General features: G+C 57.4%; 21 protein-coding genes. All 21 read left to right on the forward strand.

The genetic code is table 11. From position 1 onward, the window contains the following. The 21 genes from HY282_11300 to HY282_11400 all read left to right on the forward strand — a co-directional run bounded on the left by HY282_11300 (window position 1) and on the right by HY282_11400 (window position 23,157). A complete protein-coding gene (locus HY282_11300; GenBank protein MBI3804334.1) occupies window positions 1-855 on the forward strand; it encodes an SDR family oxidoreductase in 855 nt (284 codons plus the stop codon). Next, window positions 855-1,730, forward strand: coding sequence for a DUF3108 domain-containing protein (locus tag HY282_11305; protein ID MBI3804335.1), 876 nt, complete (start codon window positions 855-857; stop codon window positions 1,728-1,730). Before HY282_11300 ends, HY282_11305 begins: the two co-directional genes overlap by 1 nt. Window positions 1,731-1,788: 58 nt before the next feature. Next, window positions 1,789-2,007: a DNA gyrase inhibitor YacG gene (locus HY282_11310; protein ID MBI3804336.1), complete on the forward strand. Its 219-nt coding sequence runs from the start codon at window positions 1,789-1,791 to the stop codon at window positions 2,005-2,007. 102 nt (window positions 2,008-2,109) lie between these two features. Beyond that, window positions 2,110-2,625, forward strand: a complete 516-nt coding sequence (locus tag HY282_11315; protein ID MBI3804337.1) for a 2Fe-2S iron-sulfur cluster binding domain-containing protein — start codon at window positions 2,110-2,112, stop codon at window positions 2,623-2,625. A 37-nt stretch (window positions 2,626-2,662) separates the two neighbouring features. Continuing rightward, complete coding sequence (locus HY282_11320) at window positions 2,663-3,913, forward strand: cytochrome bc complex cytochrome b subunit (GenBank protein ID MBI3804338.1); 1,251 nt, start codon at window positions 2,663-2,665, stop codon at window positions 3,911-3,913. 240 nt (window positions 3,914-4,153) lie between these two features. Continuing rightward, window positions 4,154-4,357, forward strand: a complete 204-nt coding sequence (locus HY282_11325) for a cold-shock protein (protein ID MBI3804339.1) — start codon at window positions 4,154-4,156, stop codon at window positions 4,355-4,357. A 129-nt stretch (window positions 4,358-4,486) separates the two neighbouring features. Beyond that, window positions 4,487-5,956 (forward strand): IMP dehydrogenase, encoded by a 1,470-nt coding sequence (gene guaB, locus HY282_11330; GenBank protein ID MBI3804340.1) that lies wholly within the window; start codon window positions 4,487-4,489, stop codon window positions 5,954-5,956. Window positions 5,957-5,992: 36 nt separating this feature from the next. After that, window positions 5,993-7,537 (forward strand): glutamine-hydrolyzing GMP synthase, encoded by a 1,545-nt coding sequence (gene guaA, locus HY282_11335; GenBank protein ID MBI3804341.1) that lies wholly within the window; start codon window positions 5,993-5,995, stop codon window positions 7,535-7,537. A gap of 339 nt (window positions 7,538-7,876) precedes the next feature. Further along, the gene (locus HY282_11340) at window positions 7,877-9,397 is read left to right on the forward strand and encodes a HAMP domain-containing protein (protein ID MBI3804342.1); all 1,521 of its coding nucleotides are present in this window, start codon (window positions 7,877-7,879) and stop codon (window positions 9,395-9,397) included. Next, window positions 9,390-10,763: a sigma-54-dependent Fis family transcriptional regulator gene (locus HY282_11345; GenBank protein ID MBI3804343.1), complete on the forward strand. Its 1,374-nt coding sequence runs from the start codon at window positions 9,390-9,392 to the stop codon at window positions 10,761-10,763. Before HY282_11340 ends, HY282_11345 begins: the two co-directional genes overlap by 8 nt. Before the next feature lie 156 nt (window positions 10,764-10,919). Further along, window positions 10,920-12,179 (forward strand): TolC family protein, encoded by a 1,260-nt coding sequence (locus tag HY282_11350; GenBank protein MBI3804344.1) that lies wholly within the window; start codon window positions 10,920-10,922, stop codon window positions 12,177-12,179. After that, window positions 12,176-13,342 (forward strand): efflux RND transporter periplasmic adaptor subunit, encoded by a 1,167-nt coding sequence (locus HY282_11355; protein MBI3804345.1) that lies wholly within the window; start codon window positions 12,176-12,178, stop codon window positions 13,340-13,342. Before HY282_11350 ends, HY282_11355 begins: the two co-directional genes overlap by 4 nt. A 96-nt stretch (window positions 13,343-13,438) precedes the next feature. After that, on the forward strand, window positions 13,439-16,519 hold the full coding sequence (locus HY282_11360) for an efflux RND transporter permease subunit (GenBank protein MBI3804346.1): 3,081 nt from the start codon (window positions 13,439-13,441) through the stop codon (window positions 16,517-16,519). A 100-nt stretch (window positions 16,520-16,619) separates the two neighbouring features. Continuing rightward, a complete protein-coding gene (locus HY282_11365; protein ID MBI3804347.1) occupies window positions 16,620-17,276 on the forward strand; it encodes an MtnX-like HAD-IB family phosphatase in 657 nt (218 codons plus the stop codon). 32 nt (window positions 17,277-17,308) lie between these two features. Continuing rightward, window positions 17,309-18,685 carry an aminotransferase class III-fold pyridoxal phosphate-dependent enzyme gene (locus HY282_11370; protein ID MBI3804348.1) on the forward strand — a complete coding sequence of 459 codons (1,377 nt, stop codon included), beginning with the start codon at window positions 17,309-17,311 and terminating at the stop codon, window positions 18,683-18,685. 5 nt (window positions 18,686-18,690) lie between these two features. Next, complete coding sequence (locus tag HY282_11375; protein MBI3804349.1) at window positions 18,691-19,650, forward strand: alpha/beta fold hydrolase; 960 nt, start codon at window positions 18,691-18,693, stop codon at window positions 19,648-19,650. A gap of 15 nt (window positions 19,651-19,665) precedes the next feature. After that, window positions 19,666-20,907, forward strand: a complete 1,242-nt coding sequence (gene fabF, locus HY282_11380) for a beta-ketoacyl-ACP synthase II (protein ID MBI3804350.1) — start codon at window positions 19,666-19,668, stop codon at window positions 20,905-20,907. Window positions 20,908-20,940: 33 nt separating this feature from the next. Beyond that, window positions 20,941-21,192, forward strand: coding sequence for an acyl carrier protein (acpP, locus tag HY282_11385; GenBank protein MBI3804351.1), 252 nt, complete (start codon window positions 20,941-20,943; stop codon window positions 21,190-21,192). A 161-nt stretch (window positions 21,193-21,353) separates the two neighbouring features. Beyond that, a complete protein-coding gene (locus HY282_11390; GenBank protein ID MBI3804352.1) occupies window positions 21,354-22,433 on the forward strand; it encodes a GNAT family N-acetyltransferase in 1,080 nt (359 codons plus the stop codon). Then, window positions 22,430-22,786: a hypothetical protein gene (locus tag HY282_11395; protein MBI3804353.1), complete on the forward strand. Its 357-nt coding sequence runs from the start codon at window positions 22,430-22,432 to the stop codon at window positions 22,784-22,786. The genes HY282_11390 and HY282_11395 overlap by 4 nt, the downstream gene beginning before the upstream one ends. Next, window positions 22,786-23,157 carry an EamA family transporter gene (locus HY282_11400; GenBank protein MBI3804354.1) on the forward strand — a complete coding sequence of 124 codons (372 nt, stop codon included), beginning with the start codon at window positions 22,786-22,788 and terminating at the stop codon, window positions 23,155-23,157. Before HY282_11395 ends, HY282_11400 begins: the two co-directional genes overlap by 1 nt. Window position 23,158: the final 1 nt, after the last annotated feature.

Raw genomic sequence — 23,158 nt, forward strand, 5'->3', positions numbered from 1 at the left:
ATTTTGGTAACCGGGGGAGCGGGGTTTTTAGGCTCGCATTTGTGTGAAGCGCTGCTGGGGCAGGGGCATGAAGTGCTCTCGCTGGACAACTACTTCACCGGCAGCAAAGAGAACATCGCCCCTTTCCTGCAGCATCCACGCTTTGAGGCCATTCGCCACGACATCATCCATCCCATCGATTTAGAGATCGATGCCATCTACAACCTTGCCTGCCCCGCCTCGCCTGTACATTATCAGTTCGATCCGGTTCGCACCGTACAAGCCAACGTACTGGGGGTGACGAACATGCTGGAGCTGGCCAAGCGGACCAAAGCGCGCATTCTGCAGGCATCGACCTCGGAAGTCTACGGAGACCCCAAGCAGCACCCACAGACCGAAGGGTACTGGGGACATGTCAACCCCATCGGCATTCGAAGCTGCTATGATGAAGGGAAAAGAGTAGCCGAAACCTTGATGATGGACTATCATCGGCAGTATCGGATCGATATTCGCATTGTGAGAATCTTCAACACCTATGGGCCGCGCATGGCGCCGGATGACGGCTCCTTCTGTTATGTCAGCGATATGATCGACGGACTGAATCGAATGATGGGAAAAGCGAATTTTATCGGCCCGGTGAATCTCGGGAATCCGGAAGAGTTTACCGTCTTAGCATTGGCCGAGAAGGTCATCGCGCTGACCGGGAGCCGATCCAAAATCGTCCATAAACCGCTCCCGCAAGACGATCCAATCAAGCGCCGCCCCGACATCACCCTAGCAAAGGAAAAGCTGAAATGGGCGCCCCTGATTCAAATCGACGAAGGCCTGCAGAAGACGATTTCCTACTTCGATAAACTCCTCTCGGAAGGGAAGTGATGCGCTTACAGAACATCCTTCTCTCTCGGAGAGGTCGGCGGTCTAAAATGTGGGGGCTTCTTCTCTTCTCGCTTCTGCTGATGATCTCTTCGATTGAAGCCGGTGAGACGATTTCAATCCCTCCCGTCTCGCATCATCTGCCGAACCCCGCTTTCGCGCCGGGCGAGCGGCTTGCGTATGAGATCAATTATATGGGAGCGGTCGCCGGAACCGCCGTCTTGGAGGTCCTGGAGAAGACCCAATTAAAGGGCCGGGAGGTCTACCATGTCGTCTCGACGGCTCAGTCGAATGATTTCGTCTCCCTCTTTTATACGGTGGATGATCGGGTCGAGTCGTACATCGATTGCGAGGGACTTTATTCTCACTACATCAAGTTAAAGCAACACCAGGGAAAGAAAAAAAGGGAGAAGATCATCTCGTTTGATCAGGTGCAGCATCGGGCGGTCCAATTGAAGCGCGATCAGCAGAAGGTTTTTGAGATTCCGCCCCAGGTTCAAGATTCATTGAGCTCGCTTTATTATTTCAGGATCAAGAGCCAGATTGAGGTAGGGAAGTCGGTCTTCATCGACGTCCATGAAAGCGAGAAAAACTGGAAATTGGAGATCCGCGGGTTGGCCCGGGAGCGGGTCACCACGCCGGTCGGCACATTCGATACGATCAAAGTCCAGGCGATGGCCCAGTATGAAGGGATCTTCCTAGACAAGGGAGACGTGTTTATCTGGTTTACCGAGGATGAGAAGCGGATTCCGGTCATGATGAAATCGAAGGTCAAAATCGGAACGATCACCGCCGTCCTCGCCTCGAGAAGGGATGGAAACGCGACGAACACCGTCCTCTCGAAGATTGAATCGAACGGGCCTCGCCTTAACAAATAGTTCATTTGCTCCTCTTCTGCGACTTCCCCTCGCTTCTCTTTATTGATATATTGATCTGATGAAAGCACTCTGTCCGATTTGTAAAAAAACGGTTGAATGGGAAGGAAACAGACATCGCCCGTTCTGTTCCGAACGGTGTAAGCGGGTCGACCTCGGCCAGTGGGCCAGCGGCACCTATCGCATCCCTTCCCCCCCGGAAGAAGAAACCGAACCGTCGGGCGAGACCGACGAGGAAGAGGGTTCTTCCGAGGGGAAAAACGGCAGACCCGGTTCGTGAGGGGCAGGACAGATCACGGAACCGCTGCCGGGATCACCCTTCCCGTTGATTTCAACGGATCGATCGGTTATAATGCCGCTTGTTTTCTCTTCAAGACGGGACATGCCGAAGGTTACCTTTTACCCATATAATAAAAGCGGAGAGATTCCGGAGGGAACGAGTCTCCTCGATGCGGCCGAAAAGCTCGGTCTGGAGATGCGCCACGACTGCGGTGGGTTTGCGACCTGCAGCACCTGCCGGGTCTGGGTGGTGGAAGGGATGCCGAACCTGACCGAGATCGACCTCGACGAAGAAAACATGCTCGAGGAGGCGCATCTGCCGCAGCCGTTCCGTCTGTCGTGTCAGGCAAAGATCAAAGGGGAGGTTGCCGTCCGCGTCCCCAACGAAGAGATGGAATGGAGCCGGGGAGCGCTTCGGGAGCTGGAGGGACATCCTCCCGCCATTCGGGAGATCATCCGGATGATCGTGGAGAAGCGGGCCCGGAGCCAGGGAATCTTGGTGATCCTTCCCGACACGGCGGTCCCCTTTGTTGCAGAAGCGAGCAAAGAGGTCGAGGCGATTGCCGACGATCCGGTCGGTCTCGCCGCGATGGTCAAACAGCTTTTCGAATCGGCTTAAATCACAATTAGACATCGCTTCCCGACGATGTCTCTTCATGCTATCAGGAGTAGAGCGCATTTCTTCGACCGTTCCAGGAAAACCGGAAAACAAACCGTCCCCATTCGGCCGATTCGATACCTGGCTGGGATTGAACCGACTTGACTTTCCCGTTCCCGAACATGGTCGCTCCGTTCTCTACTCCTTCGGCGGGATCGTCTTCATCGGCTTCGTGCTGATGGTCTTGACCGGCTTTATCCTCTCGCAGCTATACAATCCCCTCCCGCAGCAGGCCTATCAAAGTCTCGAGCAGATCCAAAAGATCGGCTGGGCCAGTTATCTGCGCGCGCTTCATTTCTGGTTTGCGCAAGGGGTCCTCGCCGTCCTCATCCTCCATACCACACGCGTATTCGTCACCGGCGCCTACAAGCAGCCCCGGCAGGTGACCTGGTGGATCGGCGTGGCGCTGTTGGCGACGATGATGATGGGATCGTATTTCAGCGGGACGGTGCTGAAGTGGGATCAGGAAGGATCCGACGCGCTCGGCCATTACAAAGAGCTGCTCCGGATGCTGGGGCCGCTCGGCGCGCTGATGACCGAATGGCTTCCCGGCAGCACCGTGATGAATCTCCGGGTCTATGTTTCCCACATCACTATCTTTCCGGTGATCATCGTTCTCCTCATCGTCGTGCATTTTTATCTGATCCATGTTTTGAACCTGTCGCCGACCTTTTGGGGGAAGTGGTCGAACGCGCCGTCCGTCCCCGAGCCGGAGGTGCGGGGGAAATTCAGCGAGCATGCTCGGACCATCGTTTTGGCATCGGTTTTCTACTATGGCGCCCTGGCGGTGTTGGCGATTTTTTTCCGCGCTCCCTTGCTCGGCGCCCCGTCGGGACAGGAGGCGGCGATCAAGCCCCCCTGGCCGTTTCTCTGGATGTATTGGTTCGAGAATGTCTGGGGCATCGGCGCGGTCCTCTATATCACCACGGCGCTCTTCGGTTTTCTCCTCTTGGTTCCCTTGATCGATCGCGGACAGGAGCGAAAGCTCGACGCCCGGAAAGGGATCTTGGGCCTCGGCGGCCTCATCGCCCTCGCTCTGTTCGGCCTGACCCTTTATGGTTGGATCATCCCCCCCCAACTCCATCAACATTCGCACTCCCATGAAGAGGGTGCCGCGGAGGGGACAATGGATCATGAAGAGGAAGACCATCATCACGATGAAGGCGATCATCCCCACGCGCCCGCCGCTTCTGAATCGACCTCCGAAGATCATCATCATGATGACGCTCCGGCCGATCACCACGATTAATTTCCTCCATTTGTGAGCTTCCTTTCATTCTTTTTTCATTCCTTCCCGATTCGTTGACTTCTATTTTCTCATTGTGCTAGGTTTAATTTAATCTAATTAGGGAAGCCGGTTCGAAAGATTTTTAATCGGAGTCGCCGAGCGATCGGCGCTGTGAAGAGATACTCGATTCAGCAGGCGGCAGTGCTCTTCCTGCCAAGGAGAATGAAGATAGGTAAGAGCGAAACGAAGGAGGAAAGCTCCATGATAAACGGACGTGTCAAATGGTTCGACGCCAACAAAGGGTTTGGATTCATCACTCGCGATGATGGCGGCGATGTGTTTGTCCACTACACAGCGATTCAAGGTGAAGGTTACCGGAAGCTTGAAGAGGGTCAAAAAGTTCAATTCGATGTTGAACAGGGGAAGAAAGGCCCGCAGGCGGTGAACGTCAGCCTCGCTGCATAGCGGAACGACAATGAAAAGGCCCCGGGGAAAAACCCCGGGGCCTTTTTTGTTTTTAACCACCGCCCTTGACCTCCGTGACAGTATATGATAATAATAATCACTTTATTCAAAACCAACAGAGGCCTTGTGATGTTATCGGAGAAACTTCAAGAGGGATTGACCTTTGATGACGTCATCCTTGTTCCCGCCCGCTCTTCCGTCTTGCCGCGCGACGTCAACCTTCGGACCCACCTTACACGCCACATCGAGATCCAGATTCCGATCCTCAGCGCGGCCATGGATACCGTCACCGAATCTCGGCTTGCGATTGCCGTGGCGCGGGAGGGGGGCATCGGCATCATTCATCGCGCCCTTTCCGTAGAGGCGCAGGCGGCCGAGGTCGACCGGGTGAAGAAATCGGAAAGCGGCATGATCGTTGATCCGATCACGATCTCCCCCGACCGGCATCTGCACGAAGCGCTGAAGCTGATGAATCAATATCGGATCTCCGGCATCCCGGTGACGCAGAGCGGCAAGCTCGTCGGCATTCTGACCAACCGCGATATCCGCTTCGAGAGCCGGATGAACCTGAAGGTCTCGGAGGTGATGACCAAAGAGCCGCTGATCACCGCGCCCGAAGGGACCACCCTGGAAGAGGCCAGGAAGATTCTCCATAAGAATCGGATCGAGAAGCTCCCGGTCGTGAATGATCGGTTCGAGCTCAAAGGGCTGATCACCATCAAGGATATCGAAAAGAAGATTAAATATCCGAACGCCTGCAAGGACAGGTTCGGCCGGCTCCGCGTCGGCGGGGCGGTCGGCATCGGCGGCGACTCCAAAGACCGAGTCGATGCGCTGATCCGGGCGGGGGTCGATTTGATCATCGTTGATACGGCCCACGGTCACTCGGTTGCGGTGCTCGACACGATCAAGGCGATCCGCAAACGCTATCCCGATGTGGAGATGGTCGGCGGCAATGTCGCCACCGCCGATGCAACGGTCGATCTGATCAAGGCGGGGGTCGATGCGGTGAAGGTCGGCGTCGGTCCGGGATCGATCTGCACCACGCGGGTGATCGCGGGGGCCGGAATGCCGCAGCTGACGGCGATTTCACAATGCGCCAAAGGGGCCAAGAAATATAAAATTCCGATTATAGCGGACGGCGGAATCAAATACTCCGGCGACATTACGAAAGCGATCGCCGCCGGCGCCCACTCGGTCATGCTCGGCGGCCTTTTCGCCGGCACGGAGGAGAGTCCCGGAGAGACCGTTCTGCTCCAAGGACGGAGCTATAAAGTCTACCGCGGAATGGGATCGCTCGGCGCCATGCAGCGCGGCGGAAAAGACCGCTACTTCCAGGAATTCGAGCCGGAGTCCAAGCTCGTTCCGGAAGGGATTGAAGGACGCGTTCCGTATAAAGGGACCCTCTCGGCGGTGGTCTATCAGCTCGTCGGCGGACTGCGGGCCGGAATGGGATATTGCGGGGCGCGAAACATCGGGGAGCTTCGCGAGAAGACGGAGTTCATCCGGGTGACCCATGCCGGGTTGCGGGAGAGCCATCCCCACGATGTGATCATCACGAAGGAATCTCCTAATTATGAGCGCGGCGGGGACGTGTAATGGCGTCCGCCTCCCCCGCGCCGCGACACAGGTCTGATGTCATCCGCCACGGCTAAAATCCTCATCCTCGATTTTGGATCTCAATATACCCAATTAATCGCCCGCCGGGTTCGCGAGAGCCATGTCTACTCCGAAATCGTCCCCTATCATTTTCCGCTTGCTCAGATCGAGGCGCAGCGGCCGGCCGGTCTGATCCTCTCCGGCGGACCGGCGAGCGTCTACGACAAAAATGCCCCTCTCTGCGATCCTGGAATTTTTAAGCTCTCCATCCCGATTTTAGGGATCTGTTACGGCATGCAGCTGATGACGCACCTCTTGGGCGGCCGGGTCGCCCGCGCGGCGAAGCGCGAATACGGCCGGGCCGATCTGTGGGTCGAAGAGGCGTCCGACCTCCTCAAGGGGCTGCCCGATCGAAACCCCGTCTGGATGAGCCACGGCGATCGAATCGAGACGCTTCCCCCCGGTTTTCAATCGATCGCACGGACCGACAACTCTCCCGCCGCAGCGATGAGAGACCCCCGGCGTCACTTCTACGCGCTTCAATTTCATCCGGAGGTGGTTCATACCGTCCAAGGGATGCAGATCCTTCAAAACTTCCTTTATCGGGTCGCCGGCTGTAGTCCGACCTGGGATATGGGGTCGTTCCTGAAGGAAGCCGAGAGTACGATTGCGGCGCAGGTGGGGGAGGGGCATGCGCTCTGCGCGTTGAGCGGCGGGGTCGATTCCAGCGTGGCGGCGGTCTTGGTTCAGCGGGTGATCGGGAAACGGCTCACCTGCATCTTCGTCGATAACGGGCTGTTACGAAAAGGGGAGGCGAAGCGCGTCCTCGACACCTTTAAGAAAAACCTCAAGCTCAATATTCGCTTCGTCGACGCCTCGGATCGGTTCCTCCGACAGCTCTCCACCAACAGCCACCCCGAGCGGAAGCGGAAGATCATCGGAAGAGAGTTCATCCGTATCTTCGACGAAGAGGCGAAAAAAGTCGGTCGGGTCGACTTCCTCGTTCAAGGGACCCTTTATCCCGACGTGATTGAAAGCGTCTCGGTGAAAGGGCCGTCGGCGACGATCAAGACCCATCACAATGTCGGCGGGCTGCCGAAGCGGATGCGGTTGAAGCTGGTCGAGCCGCTTCGGATGCTCTTCAAAGACGAGGTCCGGCGGCTCGGTGTCGAGCTCGGCATTCCGGAGGTCCTCCTCTACCGCCATCCTTTTCCCGGACCCGGTCTGGCGGTCCGCGTGTTGGGAAAGGTCACGCATGAAAAACTCGATCGGCTCCGCGACGCCGACGCCATCTTCGAAGAGGAGATCCGTGCCGCAGGATTGTATCAATCGATCTGGCAGGCGTTTGCCGTTTTCCTTCCGGTGCAGAGTGTCGGGGTGATGGGGGATGAGCGGACGTATGAGAACGCCATCGCGCTGCGCGCCGTGACCAGCCAAGACGGGATGACGGCCGATTGGGCCGATCTCCCGCACGATGTTCTCAAGCGGATCTCCAGTCGGATCATCAATGAGGTCAAAGGAATCAACCGCGTTGTCTATGACATCTCTTCCAAACCTCCAAGCACGATCGAGTGGGAGTAGGGCGGAATGACCGAGCGGTCCGTTGCCACGGCAGGCTCTCTATTGCTTGCGAAATAACCCGGTCTTTTCTCGTCTGACTTCCATCCCCGTTCGTTCCGTTATTCCGGTCACCCACCTCCTGGAATTGATTCAGTCGATGAAAACAGATTCAGGGGACATCTCCCGTCATTCGGGTGCAGGAACCCGATAAAGAGGGTTTCGGCTCACGTTGCATCGAAGGAGATGCATCAATAACAGGTCTCGCCTTTGCAAGCGTCTGCAGGGGGAAGAAGCGCGCCGGGTTTCAGTCGGTTGATTCCGCCCGCATCGAGAGGCAAGAGGCGCTCAGGAAAGCTCAACATGATTCAAAAGTCTTATCGGGCGAAGTTGATCTTTGTGGTCTTGCTCCTTCTCTTCTCCACGACGGTCTCTTTTTTCTTTCTCGACTCCCATATTGAACGGAGCATGCTGATCGATCAGATTCAGCAGCGCGCCCTTCTTCTCGGGAAAACCCTCCAGATTAATCTGACGCAGCTGATTTTAAAGACCCGCCAAACCGATCTGGCCCATATCTCGGACACGGAAAAAAATCAGATCCGCGATTTTATTAGGCAATTCGGGGAAGAAGAGATCCGCCTCGACCTCTACAATGAAAATGAGGGATTTCATGATCTCTTTATTTTCGACGAAGATCACCGGGTGATCATCGATTATCCGGTGTCGAAAGAAGGGCGGGTCCTCCCCAAAAGCGAACGGCTGAGCCGGCAAACCCTCGATAAACTCCAACACAATGAAATTTATGCGGAGATTAAGGAACTCCAGGGGGGGACCTACCTCTTTATTACCCTCGCCCTATTCAATGAAAAGGTTCCGTTCGGCTTTGCCAGAATCGAAATGGCCCTCGACGAATCGCTGACGCTGATCCGAAAAACCCGGGTCATCAGCCTTCTCGTCGCCGGGGGGCTTTTCTGTGTCGGGACCGGAATTGCAATCGTTTTGGCGAGGAACCTGACCTCTCCGATCAATCAGCTCGCCGAGGCGGCGGCCCTGATCGGGAAAGGGGAGTTCGGGCTCAAGCTCCAGGAAGGAAGGCGAGATGAGATCGGTCAGCTGATGATCGCGTTCAACCGGATGGGGGAGGACCTAAAGCGGTTCGAGGAGACCCGCAAGCGGATGGAGACGCTGGAGATCGCGAGCCAGTTCTCCGCCAAGATGGCGCATGAAATCCGCAATCCGCTCAACTCGATCGGCCTAATTATCGATCATGTGAGGGACTCTTTCCGACCGAGAGAGGGAGAGCGGGCCCAAAAATTTATCGGACTGATCGACGACATCAAAGGCGAGGTCGGCCGGCTCAATAAGATTGTCGAAGATTTTCTCCGCTTTGCCGGGCCGCGCCGACTGGAGCTGCAGTCGACCGATCTTCGCGAAGTCATCGGCGAAGTGGTCCGGCTCACCGAGACGGAGGCGTTGAATCATGGAATCGACGTCGAAGTACGGCACGATCCCTCGCTTCCGATGATCAAGGCCGATTATAGTCAGCTACGGCAGGCGATCTTGAACCTCTTCATCAATGCCATTCAGGCGATGCCGAGCGGAGGGCGGTTAAAGATATCGACCCGTCCGGAAGCCGTTCAGAACGGAAGGGAGGTGGTCGCGGTGGAATTCAAAGATACCGGCATCGGGATTGCACCGGAAAATCTTCCCCATCTTTTTGAGCCGTATTTCACCACCAAAGTAAACGGCTTCGGATTGGGATTGGCCATCGTCTCCAGGATCATCGAGGCGCACGGCGGGAACATCCGGGTCGAAAGTCAGCTTGGCGAGGGGGCGCGCTTTATCCTCACCTTGCCCATTGAAAGAGAGGCGGTCCATGTCTAGGCACCAAGTTTTGATTATCGACGATGAAAAGGTTCAAGCGGCGATTCTTCAGGAGATCCTCACCAGCGAAGGAATCGGCGTGACCGCTCTTTCCGATTCGGCCAAAGCGCTTGAGTTGGTCAAAGAGGTTGACTTTGATCTGGTCGTCACCGATTTGCGGATGCCCCGTATCGGCGGGCTGGAGCTGTTAAGAAGCATGAAGACGCTGAAGCCTTCGCTCACGGTGATCGTCATGACCGCCTATGGAACGATCGAGACGGCGGTTCAAGCGATGCGCGAGGGGGCCTATGATTATGTGACGAAGCCCTTTTCCAAAGACGAATTTGTCATGACGGTCAAACGGGCCTTCAAGAGCATCGAGATGGAGAATGAGAACCGCTATTTGAAGGGGGAGCTCGGTTTAAAATACCAGGCGGGGAATATTCTGGGGAAGAGTCAAGCGATGCAGAATGTCCTCCGGATGGTCCGCCGGGTCTCTTCGGACGACAAAGCGACCATCCTCATCACCGGCGAGACGGGGACCGGCAAGAGCGTCGTCGCCCGGACGATCCACTACAACAGCGCCCGGAAAGAGGAGCCTTTTGTCGAAGTCAACTGCGCGGCGATTCCGGAAGGGCTCTTAGAGAGTGAATTCTTCGGCCATGAGAAGGGGGCGTTCACCGGTGCGACCGCCCACCGGGTGGGGCGGTTTGAATTGGCCGACCGGGGTACCCTCTTTCTCGACGAGGTGGCCGAGATGAATGGACAACTGCAGGGAAAATTCCTTCATGTCGTCGAAACCCGCGCCTTTGAGCGGGTCGGCGGGACCAAGACGGTCAAAGTCGACGTCCGCATTATCGCGGCGACCAACCGGGACCTTCAGGAAGAGGTCCGGACCGGCCGATTCCGAGGCGATCTTTTTTATCGGCTCAATGTCATCCCGATCCATCTCCCACCGCTTCGAGAGCGGCTCGAGGACATTCCGATTCTGGTGGAGCACTTCTTGGAGAAGTTTCGGCAAGAAGGAAGACGGCATGTCCAAATCTCTCCGGAAGCGACGCAAAAGCTGATGGAATATGATTATCCCGGAAATGTACGGGAGCTCGAGAATCTCTTGGAGCGGGCGGTGATCCTTTGCGACGGCGGGATCATCAGTCCGGACGAGCTTTACCTGATGCCGAAAGAGAAGTCCGTTTCAGCCGAACCGTCGCCCCGGACCTTTAAGATGGTCGGCCGCCAGGCGATCGAGAATGCCGAGAAGGGGGTGATTCTGGAGGCGCTTCGAAGGCATCACTGGAATAAATCGCGCGTTGCGGAAGAGCTCCAGATAGACTATAAAACCCTCCGGTTGAAAATCAAGCGTTACGAAATCGACCGAGAATATTAGGGGTAGGGGCTCCCCTTCCGATTTTCGGTGCTTTCCACCCGAACCTACTTTGCCAACAGCAGATCTGCTTCGAAATTACGGCACTCGGCCACTCATTCCGTGAATCGAGGTCGGCATATCCCTTGCAAACAGTTGCACGATGTGGTCGTGAGAAAAATGCCTTCCTATATACAGCAGGCCGTTTGTGCTTTCGTTGTCCTCTGGGTGCTCCTCTCGGGTGAGGGTCGGGGGTTCGCGGAGGCGCCGACGTTACGGCTCACGCTGGAGGATTCAATCCGGCTGGCCCGCGAACGGAACTTCGCCGTTGCAACCGCGCGCTTGAACATCGCCGCGAGTCGGGCCGACCGAATCAGCGCCGGGCTCCTTCCCAATCCCGTTCTGAGCCTGAACGATACTTTTGTTGATCTTCAAATGCCTCGCAACGGCTCGCAGGTGACGGCCCGGATCGACCAGCCGATTGAGACCTTCGGGAAGCGAAGGTATCGGATCGAAGCCTCCGAACGTGCGGTCGAGTCGTCCGACTTTCAACACCGCCATCAGGTTCGGCAGCTCACACTGGAGGTGGAGACCACCTTCTATCGGATCTTGATGCTGCAGAAAAATCTCCGCCTGGCTGAAGGGAGCGCGGAGCGCTTTGCAGAGATCCTCCGGGTGAATACGCTCCGTTATCGGAAAGGAGATATTTCGGAGGCCGAGCTGATCAAGATCCGGCTGCAACAGCTCGATTACCAGAACGACATTCTCTCGGTCCGGTCGGAAATTCAGGAGCAGGAGAAGAAGTTAAAGGAGCTTCTGGTCCTCGATCCCTCCGCTCCGGTCGAACTGGCCGGGGAGCTGGAATATCAGGAGCGGAGGGTCGATTTAGAGAACCTTAAAAAAGAGGCGGTCCTGTCACGGCCCGATATGCAGGAAGTGGAAAGCGAATTGCGGCGGGTGGAGAGCGAAGCGAGGCTGGCGCGGGCGATGCGTTATCCGAATGTGTCGGTGGGGATGGAATACGATACCGTCGGTCCCGATTATCACGGCATGGTGGGGGCCGGGTTGAGCGTTTCGCTCCCTCTTTTTGATCGAAACCAAGGGGAGGTTCGAAAGGCCAATGTCCGGGTCGAGACAACGAGACTCTCCCGGCAAGAAAAGGAACATCAAATTCTCCTCGATGCGGAGTACGCTTATCGCGATTTTCTTCAGAAGCGCCTTCAGGTCCTCTTCTTCGAATCGCAGGTCCTTCGCGATGCCGCCTCTTCGAGGGAGATTGCCGAGCGGGCCTACACGAAGGGGGGGGCGAGCCTCCTGGACCTCTTCGACTCGGAGCGAACGTATAACACCACGCAGCGAAATTATCACGAAGCGCTCTTCCAATATCAAATCAGCCTCTTTCAACTCGATTTTGTTTCTGGGAAGGAGATTCTTCGATGAAGCGAAATGATCTTGTTATCCTGTCGGTTTTCCTCGGAGCGCTCCTCTTGCTCTTTTTGCTCTCCTCGTGCGGCCGAACCCCGGCAAGCACCGCTGCCGGCGAAGAGCTTCCCGTGGAGGAGAAGAAGCCGCCCAAATTGACCGAGAGCGCCGCCAAAGGGGTGATGATCCGAGAGGTGGTCTCCCGGCCGGGCCGGATGGAGATTCTCGTCTCCGGAAAAATTCAATATAAAGAAGATCGGGTCAGCAAGGTCTCTTCTCCGGTATCCGGCCGGGCGTCCCGGATCGTCGCAAAATTAGGAGATCGGGTCTCCGAGGGGGCCCCGCTGATCGTTATCGAAAGTCCGGATGCGGTCTCGGCCTACTCCGATTTCCTTCGAGCCCGTTCCGACCTCGCCTTTTCGGAAAGGGGTTTTCATCTGGCCGAAGATCTCTTCGAGACCAAGGCGATCTCTCAGAAAGATCTGCAGCAGGCGAAGAACGATTATCTCAAGGCGCAGACCGAGCTCAACCGCGCCAAATCGCGCCTCGTGATGTTTTCGCTCGATCCGGAGCGAATTGCAGAGAGCGGCAATCCCTCGGCGCAGGCGCTCTTTGAGTTGAAGGCGCCGATCTCCGGCGTCATCGTAGAGAAAAATATCACGCGGGGCCAGGCGGTCGGGACCGATCCGGCACAGATCCTCTTTACCGTCGCCGATCTTTCCACTGTCGACTTTGTCGGCCAGATTTTTGAGAAAGATGTCGCGCGGATCGCCCTCAACGCGGAGGTGGCTGTGACGGTCGACGCTTATCCGAACGAGCGGTTTATCGGAAAAGTCCGATATATCGGCGATCAGGTCGACCCCGCCACCCGAACCATTCAGGTCCGAGGAGAGGTTCCGAATCCGGGCGGACGCTTGAAGCCGGAGATGTTTGCGCGGATCGCTGTTCAGGCCGCCTCCGCGGAGAAGATCGTGACCGTCCCCTTCAGCGCCGTTGTGGAGGAGGGGGGCAAAAGCTATGTGTTTCGGGTGGCCGCCGATCAGACGTTCGATCGCAAAGCGGTCACCCTCGGTCCGCAATGGGGCTCTGAAGTTCAGATATTGGAAGGGTTGAAGAGCGGTGATCGGGTGGTCATCAACGGGGTGTTGCTATTGAAAGCAGCCTTCGACGCCGGCTCTTGAGCCGGTGAGCAATCTCAGTATCGACCGCAGTCCATCTGGAGAAAAATAGGTTTGGTCAGACGGATTATTCAATTTGCATTGCAACAGCCGCTCTTGATGGCTTTGTTGACCGTCTCTTTTATCGCAGCGGGGATCCTGGCGTTTCGGTCCCTTCCGATCGAGGCCTTCCCCGACGTCACCGACGTTCAGGTGACGGTCATCACCCTCTTTCCGGGCCATGCGCCGGAGGAGGTGGAGAAGCAGATTACGGTTCCGCTGGAGACCGGACTGAGCGGTCTCCCTCACTCCGTTAAGATGTTCTCGCATACCCAATTCGGTCTCTCTTACATTATCCTGACCTTCGATGATCAGGTTACCGATTATTTCGCCCGGCAGCAGGTGCTGGAACGGCTTCAAGGGGCCGACCTCCCCCCCGGCGTCCAGCCGGGTCTGGCCCCCCTCTCCACCCCCATCGGGGAGATCTACCGATATCGGGTAAAAGGGGAGAATGCTTCTGCGACCGAGCTCAGGTCGATTCAGGACTGGGTGATCACCCGCCACTTGAAGATGATCCCCGGCGTCGCCGATGTCGTGAGCCTCGGCGGGTTTATCAAACAATATGAAGTCGAGCTCGATCCGCTTCGGATGAAGGCCTACCACGTTTCGCTGCAGCAGGTCTATGCCGCCCTCGGTCAAGGGAACAGCAACGGCGGAGGAAACTATCTGGAGCAGGGAGAGCAGCAGTTTTTGATCCGCGGGATCGGTCTGCTCCGATCGAGCGAGGACATCGGAAATGTTCTGGTGGCGGAGCACGACGGCACCCCGCTGTTCATCCGGGACCTTGCACGAATTCGTGTCGGTGCGGTTCCCCGCCAGGGGATCGTCGGCCAGGATCAAGAGGACGATATCGTCACCGGGATCGTGGTGATGCGAAAAGGGGAGAATCCCTCCGAGGTCCTTGCCGACGTAAAAAATAAAATGGAGACGCTCAACCGGTCGATCCTTCCCAAAGGGGTTCAGATCGTCTCCTTTTATGATCGAAGCTGGCTGATCAATACAACGCTGAAGACCGTCTTTAAAAATTTGATCGAGGGCGCCGTTCTGGTAACGATCGTTCTCTTCCTCTTCCTCGGCCGTTTCAGGCCAGCGCTGATCGTCGCGGCGATGATTCCCCTTGCATTACTTGCGACCTTTATCGGCCTGAGGTTAAGGGGGATACCGGCCAATCTGCTCTCCCTTGGAGCGATGGATTTCGGGATCATCGTCGACGGCGCGGTGATCGTGGTAGAGAATATCTTCAGCGCCCTCTCCCACCAGACGGGAAATCGAGACCGGGATTCGGCACGCGCCGCGGTACTGGAGGCGACCGCGCAGGTCGGACGACCTACTTTCTTCTCGATGGTCATCATCATCCTAGCGCATCTGCCGATCTTTACCCTTCAGCGGCAAGAGGGACGGATTTTTGCGCCGATGGCCTACACCATTATTTCGGCATTGGTCGGATCCCTTCTCTTCTCCCTCACCCTCGTTCCGCTCCTTTCATTTTTTCTGCTTCGCGCGGGGGAGGCGGAAAAAGAGAACTTGCTTCTCCGGACCTGCAAGCGGATCTACCGGCCGTTATTGACCTCGGCATTGCGCCATAAAAAAGCGGTCCTTGGCGTTGCCATTGGAATGTTGGTGATCAGTCTGCTCTGCGTGCCGCGACTCGGGAGCGAATTTCTTCCGGAATTAAATGAGGGGACCCTCTGGGTCAATGTCAATCTTCCCCCCGGCATTTCAGTCACTGAAGTATCGCGGGTCTGCGCCTTGATCCGTGAGACGATCCGAAAGGTGCCGGAGGTGAAGACGGTCATCTCAAAAGCGGGCCGGCCTGAGGATGGAACCGATCCGAAATTAATCAACATGGCCGAGTTCTTCGTCGATGTAAAACCGCCGGCGGAATGGCGGGCGGGGATGACAAAAGAAAGCATCATTTCCGAGATCGAGCAATCGATGAAACCGTTGCCCGGAATCGAGCCGAGTTTCTCTCAGCCCATCCGCGACAATATCTTGGAGAGCATTTCACAAATCGACGGGCAGATCATCATCAAGGTTTTCAGCCAAGAGAGAGAAGGACTGCAAGAGAAAGCACAAGAGGTCCTGCGGACGGTCGCCGGCGTGCGAGGGGTGGCGCGCGCCTTCATCGACCGGGCCGGCCAGATACCTCAATTGCAGATCGAGGTTGATCGGGCGCGGGCCGGCCGCTATGGGCTGAACGTCTCCGAGTTCCAGGACTTTATCGAAACGGCGCTCGGCGGACGGGTCGCCACGGAAATCTGGGAAGGCGAGCGGCGCTTCGGGGTCGTCGTCCGGCTCCCTGAGGAGGGCCGCAGCAATGTCGAAGCGGTCCGCAACCTCCTAATCGACACCCCCAACGGGCTACGCATCCCGCTCGATCAAGTCGCCACGATCCATGTGGAGCGGGGAAGCATGAACATCAGCCGGGAATCGGGAACACGGGTGGCGGCGGTCGGCATCTTCATCCGAAACAGGGATATGGGGAGTGTCGTTCAGGAGATGCAGGAGCGGGTCGGACGGCTTTCTTTCCCCCCCGGTTATTGGTTGACCTGGGGGGGAGAATTCGAGAATCAGCAGCGGGCGATGGCGCGCCTTCGGGTGATCGTTCCGGTCAGCATTTTTTTAATTTTTGTGCTATTATTCAATGCTTTTAAATCGGCCAAACATGCATTGTTGATTCTGTTGAACGTTCCGTTTGCCCTCATCGGCGGCATCTTCGCCCTGCTAATCACCGGCATTCCGCTCAGCGTGTCGGCGGCGGTCGGCTTCATCGCGCTCTTCGGTCAAGCGGTTCTCAACGGGGTGGTCATGGTCAGCTATTTTAACGAGCAGCGGCGTCCCGGGGAGAGCCGGTTCGAGACGGTGGTGCGCGGGGCCCTCGATCGCCTTCGGACCGTCTTGATGACGGCATTGCTTGCGATGTTGGGGCTCCTGCCGATGGCCCTCTCTCACGGGATCGGGTCGGAGGTGCAGAAGCCGTTGGCGGTGGTCATTATCGGCGGACTCCTTTCGGCGACGCTGTTGACATTAATTGTTCTCCCTGTGTTATATTTGCTGGTCGAACGGGAAAAGGGGACGCCGCGCCTGGAGGAACAGCGGGCCGATGCGGCGGTGGAACCGGAGCGGGTGAAGGTTCATTGACGGGATGGTTTTTGCGGCGAAACGCTGCGCCCTAATGACCGATCTCGATTGACTTATTTCGTTGACTCACATTCATTGGACCACCGGGGAAGGGATCAGGATGCTGCATTGCTTCTGTGATTTTGATGGAACAATCACGGTTCGGGATACGACCGATGCGGTGCTCGAGCAATTCGCCGATCCGAAATATTTGGAATGGGAGCAGAAGTGGGAGGCGGGGGAGATCTCCGCGCGAGAGTGCATGGCGCAGCAAGTCCGATTGATTCGGGCGACACCGGAAGCGGTTCGCGCTTTTGTTCGGGAGATCCCGGTCGATCCGGGAATCCATGCGTTGGTCCAATCGTGCCGCCTCCTGGGAGGAACGTTCACGATTGTGAGCGACGGGATCGATTTTCTCATGGAGGAGATCTTGCGCGTCCACCGTCTCGATTCGCTGCCGCACTATGCGAACCATCTTCGTTGGGAACAGCCGATGCAGCAAGTGCTGACCTTCCCTCACGGAAAAGACGACTGCCGGGGGGGCTGCGGACTCTGCAAATGCGCTCAGATGGATCAGCATGCCGGCGCGGAGGGCGCGGAGAGGTGGACGGTCTATGTCGGCGACGGCCTCTCCGACCGCTGCGTCGTCCATGAGGCCGATCAGGTTTTCGCAAAAGGGAAGCTGCATACGTATTGCTCCGAGAAGGGGATTATTCATACCGAGTTCGAGTCGCTCAGCGAGGTGGCGGCGGCGCTGGCCCAGACCGCCCGCGTATAAAAGCGCGTATATAAAGAAGGAAAGGGGAGATTGTGGGGAACCATTCGGAAGAGGAATTAAGACGTCTGGAGGAAAAATATTGCTCCTACGGCGACACGGTTCATTACGCCGCGACGCCGAAGTTTTTCAAGTCGGCCGAGGGAAGCTTCCTCTACGACCGGGAGTCGCATCCGTATCTCGATCTGCAGATGTGGTACTCCGCGGTGAACTTCGGATACCGGAATAAGGCGATCGCCGATTCGTTAAAGCAGCAGATCGATACCCTTCCCCAGCTCGCCTGTCAGTATCTTCATGAGGAGAAGGTCCTTCTGGCCGAGGAGCTGGCCGAAGAGTGCGCGAGGGCGTTCGGCATGGAGGGGCGAATTCAGTTTAACGTCGGCGGCTCTCAGGCGGTCGAAGATTCGATGAAGTTGGTCCGGAATGCCACTGGGAAGAGCCTCTTCATGGCGTTCATGGGAGGGTATCACGGCCGGACGCTGGGGGCGTCGGAGATCACCTCCAGCTATCGATATCGACGGCGGTACGGCCATTTTTCAAACCGCGCCCATTTCGTCCCCTTCCCTTATTGTTTCCGGTGTCCCTATGGGAAAACGTTGGACAGCTGCGACTATTATTGTGTTCAGCAGTTCGAGCGGCTCTTCGACAGCGAGTACCATTCTTTCTGGGATGCCAAAGCGCAGGAGCCCGAGTTCGTCGCCTTCTACGTCGAGGCGGTGCAGGGGACCGGCGGGTATGTGATTCCACCCCCCGAATACTTTCCCCGGTTGCAGAAAATCCTCAATGAGCGTAAGATTCTCCTCGTGGACGACGAGATCCAGATGGGTTTTTTCCGGACCGGAAAGTTTTGGGCGATCGAGCACTTCGGCGTCAAGCCGAACATCGTCGTGTTCGGAAAAGCGATGACCAACGGCATGAACCCGATCTCCGGTGTCTGGGCCGAAGAGAAGCTGATCTCCCCGGAGCGGTTTCCTCCCGGCTCGACCCATTCGACCTTCGCCTCCAACCCGCTCGGCACGACCGCGGCCTTGGCGACGATGGAGTGGATCCGGGCGCAGGATTATGAGAAGACGGTTCGGGAGAAGGGGGCTCATTTCCTCGCGCGCCTTCGGGAGTTGAAGGAGCGTCATCAGACGATCGGCGATGTCGATGGGCTGGGACTCGCCCTGCGGATCGAAGTCACACAGCCGGATCGGTATACTCCGAACCGGTCGCTGACCGATCGCATTTTCGAGGCCGGCATGGAAGGGGGAATTCCAACCTCCCTGGGACCGATCGGTTTGGTCCTCGATGTCGGCGGCTATTATAAGAATGTCCTGACCCTCGCCCCTTCCCTCGAAATCAGCTATGAGGAGATCGATTTGGCGTTTGAAGCGCTCGACTACCTTTTTAAGAAATATTCGGCGGAGTGAGTCGGATGCATCTGCTGGAGGGGAAGGAGAGCGCGCTGGCGCGGATGCCGGGGGCGAGATCGACCGACATTCTCCTTGCCGCGCCTTCGTCCGAAACGTTGATCTACCTCATTCACGGTGTGACAGGGACGCCGCTGGAGATGAAATACCTCGGACGGAGGCTTTTTCGGCACGGCTGGAACGTCTATCTTCCGACCCTTCCGGGACACTGCTCGCGCTATCGCGAGATGGTCGATTCGGATGAAAAGGAGTGGCTGAGCCATGTCGAGATGCAGTTGTCCTATGCGCGCCTGCACTGCCGGAATTTGTTCGTGGCCGGGCTGAGCGCCGGGGCGCTCCTGGCGCTCGAAGCGTCCTTGCGGGTTCCGGTGGAGGGGATCGGCGTCTTCTCTCCCACCCTTTTCTACGATGGATGGAATGTCCCTTGGACATTGAAGCTCCTCCCCTTTGGAATTAAATGTCTCCCGAATTTTCTGCAGCGGTGGTTCTTTCACATCGACGGGGCCCCTTATGGAATCAAGGACCCGGCCCTTCAGGGCCGGATTCGGGAGGCATATCATCCGGTGGCCTTAATGAAGGGGACGCTGGGGCGGTATTTTCCCCGTGCCCATGGATCGGTCCAGTCGCCGGAGCGAAGCCGCTCCTCCGAGGCGGTCGGTTATCCCCTCTTTTCGCTCAAGACGCTGGCCGATCTGGATCGAATGTATGCTCAGGTGCGCGACCATCTCCATCGGGTCACCGCTCCCACACTGATTCTTCAGGCGAAGGAGGACGATTTCACCAGCCCGAAAAATGCGGAGTTTATCTATCGAGCGATCGCGTCGGAGGAAAAAGAGCTCATCCTTCTCGACGATTGCTATCATGTCATCACGGTCGACAAGCAGAGAGACCGGGTGGCGGAAGAAATGGCGCGGTTTGTCGAGAGACAGAGCCGCCCGTCGGAAAACGATGACTTGGACGTTTAAAAAAGGAGGGGGGAGATGACACCGCGTCGTGTGGTGGTGACCGGTCTCGGAATCGTCTCCTCGGTCGGCGTCGGAAAGGACCTGTTCTGGTCGTCCCTCCTGGAGGGTCGATCGGGCATCCGGCCGATTCAACGCTTTGATGCGTCCAACTATTCGAGCCGGATGGCGGGCGAGGTCTCGGGATTCGACCCCTTGAACTATCTTACTGCGCGGGAAACCCCCAAGATGGCGCCGGTCACGCAATATGCGATGGCCGCTGCAAAGATGGCGGTCGGAGATGCGCAGCTCGATCTCACCCAAGCGCCGGGAGAGCGGGTTGCCGTCGCGATCGGGACCGGGCTGGGGGGGATGGGGGTTTATGAAGAGCAGCTCCGGATCTTAATCGATACCGGCAATCCTCGCCGAATTCATCCTTGGGCGGTCCCGTTGGCGACCGCCAATGCCGCCGCGGCCGAGATCTCGATCGCCTTTGGCATTACCGGGCCGAACATGACGATTTCAACCGCCTGCTCCTCGGGGGCCCATGCGGTTGGCTATGGCCTCGACCTGATCCGGCTTGGACGGGCCGATAAAGTGATCGCCGGCGGGGCCGAGGCCTGTCTCCTTCCGGGTGTCTTCGGCGCGTTTTGCTCGCTGCGTGTTCTCTCTTCTCGAAACGATGCCCCGGAGAGGGCCAGTCGGCCGTTCGACCGAAAACGGGATGGCTTCGTCATGGGAGAAGGGGCCGCCGTCTTGATTTTGGAAGAGTACGACGCGGCCCGACGGCGGGGGGCGCCGATCTATGCTGAAGTCGCCGGCTACGGGTTGCTCTCCGAGGCGGCGCACATGGTCAGCCCCGATCTTTCGGGGAGCGGTCAGGCGCGGGTCATGTCGGATGCCCTTCGCGACGCGGGGCTCTCCCTGGACGAGGTCGATTACATCAACACGCATGGAACCTCCACCCTGACGAACGACCTGGTGGAGACCCGGGCGATCAAGATGCTCTTTGGCCAGAGGGCCCACCAGATTTCAGCCAACGCGACCAAGTCGATGCTCGGCCACACGATCGGCGCGGCGGGGGCGATTGAAGCGGTCGTCTGCGCGCTCACTTTAAAGCACGGCCTGATTCACCCGACGGTCAACTTGGAAGAGCCCGATCCGGAATGCGATTTGGACTATACGCCGAACAAAGCACGGGAGCGAAGGGTCAAGCTGGCCTTGTCCAATTCGTTCGGTTTTGGAAGCAACAACGCCTGCCTGGCAATGAAGGCGGTTTAAAAGGGGAATAAAAGAATGGAAGGAATCGATCAGATTGAAGGACAGATCAAAGCGGGGCTGGCAAGCAAGCTCGGCCTGAAGTCGAAGGACGTCGTGAACAATGCCCGGTTGGTCGAGGATCTCGGACTCGACTCCCTCGACACCTTCGACCTCCTGTTTGATCTGGAGAAGGAGTATGGGGTGGAGATCCCGAGCGTCGATGCACTCGGCTTTGTGACGGTCGGGGACGTGGTCGCCTATGTTCAAAAGCGGATCGGCGCGACCCCGGCCGAAGGCGCCGCCTGATCGGACGATCCGCTCCAGCGGTGCCGTCGAATGCTTCCCGGCCTGCGTGACGGCCCCCGTTTCTTCCTGCCGATGGAGAGAACCTTTTGAAGGCCGATATCGTTTTAAAGTCGCCTGCCTCTGATGTGCAATTATTTTTAAATCTAATTGAACCGCATTTTTTGGTTGAGGCCTTTCTCGATCATCCGCCGGTGGGATTTTCCCCGCTCCGGTTCGGGGCGCCCGCCCGGCCGACGCCGGCCTTCCTGATGTCGTTTGGTCTTCTCACCTCGCTCGACTCTTCTAAAAAACGGCTGCTCCGATCGCTCCCGCTCCTGAGAAATCTAGAGAACCTGCTTCGGATGCCGGCCCTCTTCGTCGGGACGACCGTTTCGGAATATGCGCTCTATCCGCCGTCGCTCGATCCGATCCCTTGGATCGAGGCGCTCCTTGAAGCATCGAAGCAGCGGGGGAGCCGACTGATCATCCTCAAGGACCTCCCCTCCGACTCGCCGCTTCTTTCCGAGGAGGAGAACCGCTTCGCGGCCGATCTTCTCTCCCGTTGCGTCGAGCGCGGCTTCTTTCCGCTCTGGGGACAGGCGCTCGCCTATGTGAAGGTTGATTTCGACTCGATGGAGAGCTATCTTCAACGCCAGTCGGCCGCGCGGCGGAAGAACCTGCGGCGAAAGCTGAAGGCATCCGCATCAATCGAGGTCGAAGCGCTGCCGACGGGAGACGAGCGCCTCTGCGATCCGGCGTTTGTCGAAACGCTTTTCACCCTCTATATGGACGTCTATAGGCAGAGTGAGATTCACTTCGACCAATTGACCCTCCCGTTCTTCCGAGCGATTTTACAAAGCGGTGAGGCAAACGGCGTCGTCTTTCTTTATCGACAGGAAGGGAAGCTCATCGGCTTCAACCTCTGTTTCGTTCAGGGGGGAAATCTGATCGACAAATATATCGGATTTCTCTATCCGGAGGCGCGTGCGGCGAACCTCTATTTCGTCAGCTGGTTCCACAATTTGGAGTATGCCATCCGGCATCGGCTGAAATTTTATGTTGCCGGATGGACCGATCCGGAGGTAAAGCGTTTCCTGGGGGCATCTTTTACTTTCACGCGACATGCGGTCTATCTCCACAATCCGCTCCTTCGAGCGCTCTTGAAGCGGGTGGGTCGACTGTTCGAAGCCGACAGCAATCAACTGAGGGCGCAGCGCGGGCCCTCGGCCCTCGAAGCGGACAGCGAAGAGCGGGGTCGATGACGCCGCTGGCGACCCTCTTCTGGGCGTTGAACCTTCTCTTCGACACGGTCGGGCAGCTCTCTTTCAAGGAAGCATCGGTCCGGCGGGGAGACCGGGAGGGGATCGCCGGCTGGAGACAGATGCTCTCCGCGCGGTGGATCTGGATCGGCATCTTTTCTTTTGCAGCTGAATTTCTTCTCTGGCTCGCCTTTTTGTCATTGGTCCCCTTGTCGCTCGCGATCTTAGTCGGGAGCGTGAATATCCTTACGGTGATGATCGGCGGCCGGATCTTTTTTGGAGAGGCGCTGACCCCCCGCCGGATCGGCGCCGCCCTGTTGATTGCCACCGGAATGATCTTTGTGGGGTGGGGGTGATGCGGCGGTTCTATCTCTTCGGTTTTCTTCTTTTAATCTGTTTCGACACCCTCGGCCAGGTCGGGTTTAAGCTCGCGGCGGTCCGGACCGCCCCCGCCACGTTCGATGCCGACTGGCTCGTCCGGATCTTCTTAGAGCGGTGGATCTACCTTTCAGTCGCCGGGTATCTCGGCGCCTTTTTTACTTGGATGACCTTGTTGCGCCATGCCCCCATCGGTCCCGCCTTCGCCGCCTCCCACTCGGAAATCGTTCCGGTCTTATTGATTTCTGTTTTTTTTCTGGGAGAACGCCTCTCCGGCTTGCAGATCATGGGAGGTCTCCTGATCGCCGCCGGCCTCGGCCTGTTGGCGATGCGGCGGGAGGAGGGTTAAC

The sequence above is a fragment of the Candidatus Manganitrophaceae bacterium genome (genome assembly GCA_016200325.1).
GTDB lineage: Bacteria > Nitrospirota > Nitrospiria > SBBL01 > Manganitrophaceae > Manganitrophus.